At 41.9% G+C, this 2,595-nt stretch carries 4 protein-coding genes; all 4 read right to left on the bottom strand.

Annotation, left to right across the window (positions count from 1 at the left end):
* Window positions 1-137, bottom strand: a 137-nt coding sequence (locus ENH88_RS08460; RefSeq protein WP_304181612.1) for a biotin carboxylase N-terminal domain-containing protein, incomplete at its 3' end; no start/stop codon positions are given.
* A gap of 27 nt (window positions 138-164) precedes the next feature.
* Window positions 165-626: an acetyl-CoA carboxylase biotin carboxyl carrier protein gene (gene accB, locus ENH88_RS08455; protein WP_304181608.1), complete on the bottom strand. Its 462-nt coding sequence runs from the start codon at window positions 624-626 to the stop codon at window positions 165-167.
* 32 nt (window positions 627-658) lie between these two features.
* Entirely contained in the window at window positions 659-1,111 is a 453-nt protein-coding gene (gene aroQ, locus ENH88_RS08450; RefSeq protein WP_304181606.1) for a type II 3-dehydroquinate dehydratase, read from the bottom strand.
* A gap of 227 nt (window positions 1,112-1,338) precedes the next feature.
* Window positions 1,339-2,523, bottom strand: a complete 1,185-nt coding sequence (dsbD, locus tag ENH88_RS08445) for a protein-disulfide reductase DsbD (RefSeq protein ID WP_304181610.1) — start codon at window positions 2,521-2,523, stop codon at window positions 1,339-1,341.
* Window positions 2,524-2,595: the final 72 nt, after the last annotated feature.

The following is a 2,595-nucleotide window of genomic DNA, read 5'->3' as shown; positions in this document are numbered from 1 at the left end:
TCTGCAAGCAATACATGCTTAAGATCGCGATCCGCCGTTGAATGCACAGCAACCGTTTTGATCCCAAGCTCTTTGCAGGCGCGCAAGATACGAAGTGCAATTTCACCTCGGTTTGCAATGACTACTTTATCTAACATAAGAGTTGGCCTTATTAGGTTACGCTATTATTCAATGATGAATAAAGGTTGATCAAATTCTACTGGCTCGCCATTTTCAACTAAAATCGCTTTTACTGTGCCCGCTTTATCTGACTCAATTTGGTTCATCATTTTCATCGCTTCGATGATACAAAGCGTGTCACCTACTTTAACTTGTGAACCCACTTCAACATATGCTGGTGCTTCTGGAGAAGCTGCTGAATAAAAAGAACCAACCATAGGTGATAATACCTGATGACCAGTCGGGCCTGCTGGTGCTGGGGCTTCAGCACTTGCAACGGGTGCAGCTGCTGGGGCTGGAGCCGGTGCTGGAGCATACTGTGGTGCATAATGAGGAGCGTAAGCAGGACCTGCACTCATGTTATTACGATTGATACGTACTGATTCTTCACCTTCAGTGATTTCTAATTCAGCAATACCTGATTCTTCTACTAGTTCAATTAGTTTTTTTATCTTGCGAATATCCATGAACGACCCGCCTGTTAGTTTGTTAGTTAAAATTAATTCGCGTTTTGCAACCGATTGACGGCAGCTTCAAGTGCTGCGCGATAACCCATTGCGCCTAATCCACATATCACGCCCTGCGCCACATCAGAAAAATATGAATGATGACGAAACGCTTCCCGCGCGTGCACATTAGTTAAGTGCACTTCAAAAAACGGGATATCAACTGCCAGCAATGCATCACGTAAAGCCACGCTTGTATGCGTAAATGCTGCAGGGTTGATAATAATGTAATCCATAGCCTGCCAAGCGCTGTGTATACGCTCAATTAAAGCTTGTTCACTATTACTTTGAAAATGCGTTAACTCGACATCTAGACCATCAGCAACCGTTGTTAGTTCGCTCATAATCTCACTAAGCGTGTGTGAACCGTATTTTTCTGGCTCACGCTTACCTAGCATGTTCAAGTTAGGGCCATTTATAACTAAAAGTTTAAATTTTGCAGCCATAATACGCGATAATCCTATAAATAATGAGTTAAGCCATTTTGATTAGAAATCCCCGTAAAATGTAGAGGGGAAAAACTAAAATAGCAACTATTTCTCACGTTAACCACCTATTATAGCCAGTTCGATGTAAATAGCAGCAAAATACTGGTCTAATCACTAGTGACTACAACAGAAACAAAAACGCCACTCATATAAAGTGGCGTTTAAAATAGTGATGTGAAAAATGTCTATTTAGCGCCATTTCTCACTTTTGCTAAATGCTCAGCAAAGTCTTTTGCGTTTAAAAAGCCCGTCACACGCTGCGCTGCAAGCTCTTCACCTTGTGTATCAAAAAACAAAATACTGGGTAAACCAAATACCGTAAACTCTTCCATTACTGCGATTGTGGTATCGTCACTTTCGGTCAAATCTATTTTTAATAGTGCAAAATTTGCAAACTCGTCTTGCACTTTAGCGTCAGGAAAGGTGTATTTTTCGAACTCTTTACACGCAACACACCAATCTGCATACAAATCAACCATCACTAAACGACCATCACTGTTTGCATCATTTATTGCTTGTTTAAGCTCAGCTAAGTTAGCCACTAATTTAAAGCCGCGTTCTTGTTGCTCGCCATTTGCGGCACTAACAACTTGCGCTGTTGGCCATATATAGTTTTTAGTTACGCTGGCACCGCCAATCACTAATAGTGTGGCAACAAACCACAGAGCGGTTTTTAATTTCCCTTGGCTTTGACCACTTTGCCAATGATGTAAATACAATGCGGTAGCGATTGCCAGTAGACCTGCCATTAGTAAAATGATCTCAGCATCAACAATACGTTCAAGCAATATAAGTGGCACAACTAACATGATAAAACCAAACAGGGTTTTAACTTGCTCCATCCAACCACCCGCTTTTGGTAATAATTTACCGCCAGAGGTGCCTAATAACAGCAGCGGAATGCCCATTCCTAAACTCAGCACATACAAAGTTAAGCCGCCCACTAAGTAATCACCACTTTGCGCTACAAATAATAATGCCGCAGATAAAGGTGCAGTGGTGCAAGGAGACGCGATTAAACCAGACAACACGCCCATTAAAAATACGCCAATATAATTGCCGCCCTTTTGGTTATTACTCACTTGGGTTAGCTTGTTCATCATACCGCTTGGTAGTTTTATTTCGTACCAACCAAACATCGACATAGCGAGTAAAACAAATAATAAACTAAAACTAATCAATACATAGGGGTGCTGCAAATAACCTTGCACTTGGCCGCCTAACGATGCCACCACTAGCCCCAGCGCCGCATACGTAACCGCCATCCCTTGGATATACACAAATGACAGTGCAAACGCTTTTTTAGTAGAAAGGTCTTTTTTCAAGGCTAGTGGTAAAGCTGCTAGCAAACTAACCTGAACGCTGGAGATAGATTTATTATCCGCAGTTTAGGTTAACTACACTTTGCCTTAGCTATCAGCTACTATGGCGTTGGGCAGAGC

This window comes from Pseudoalteromonas prydzensis (assembly GCF_011050055.1).
In the GTDB taxonomy this organism is placed as follows: domain Bacteria; phylum Pseudomonadota; class Gammaproteobacteria; order Enterobacterales; family Alteromonadaceae; genus Pseudoalteromonas; species Pseudoalteromonas prydzensis_A.
This window is presented reverse-complemented; position numbering and strand designations above follow the sequence as displayed.

What these genes read in the sequence shown, in the direction of transcription:
- aroQ (WP_304181606.1), bottom strand. Translation starts at nt 1,111, where the DNA reads ATGGCTGCAAAATTTAAACTTTTAGTTATAAATGGCCCTAACTTGAAC.
- accB (WP_304181608.1), bottom strand. Translation starts at nt 626, where the DNA reads ATGGATATTCGCAAGATAAAAAAACTAATTGAACTAGTAGAAGAATCA.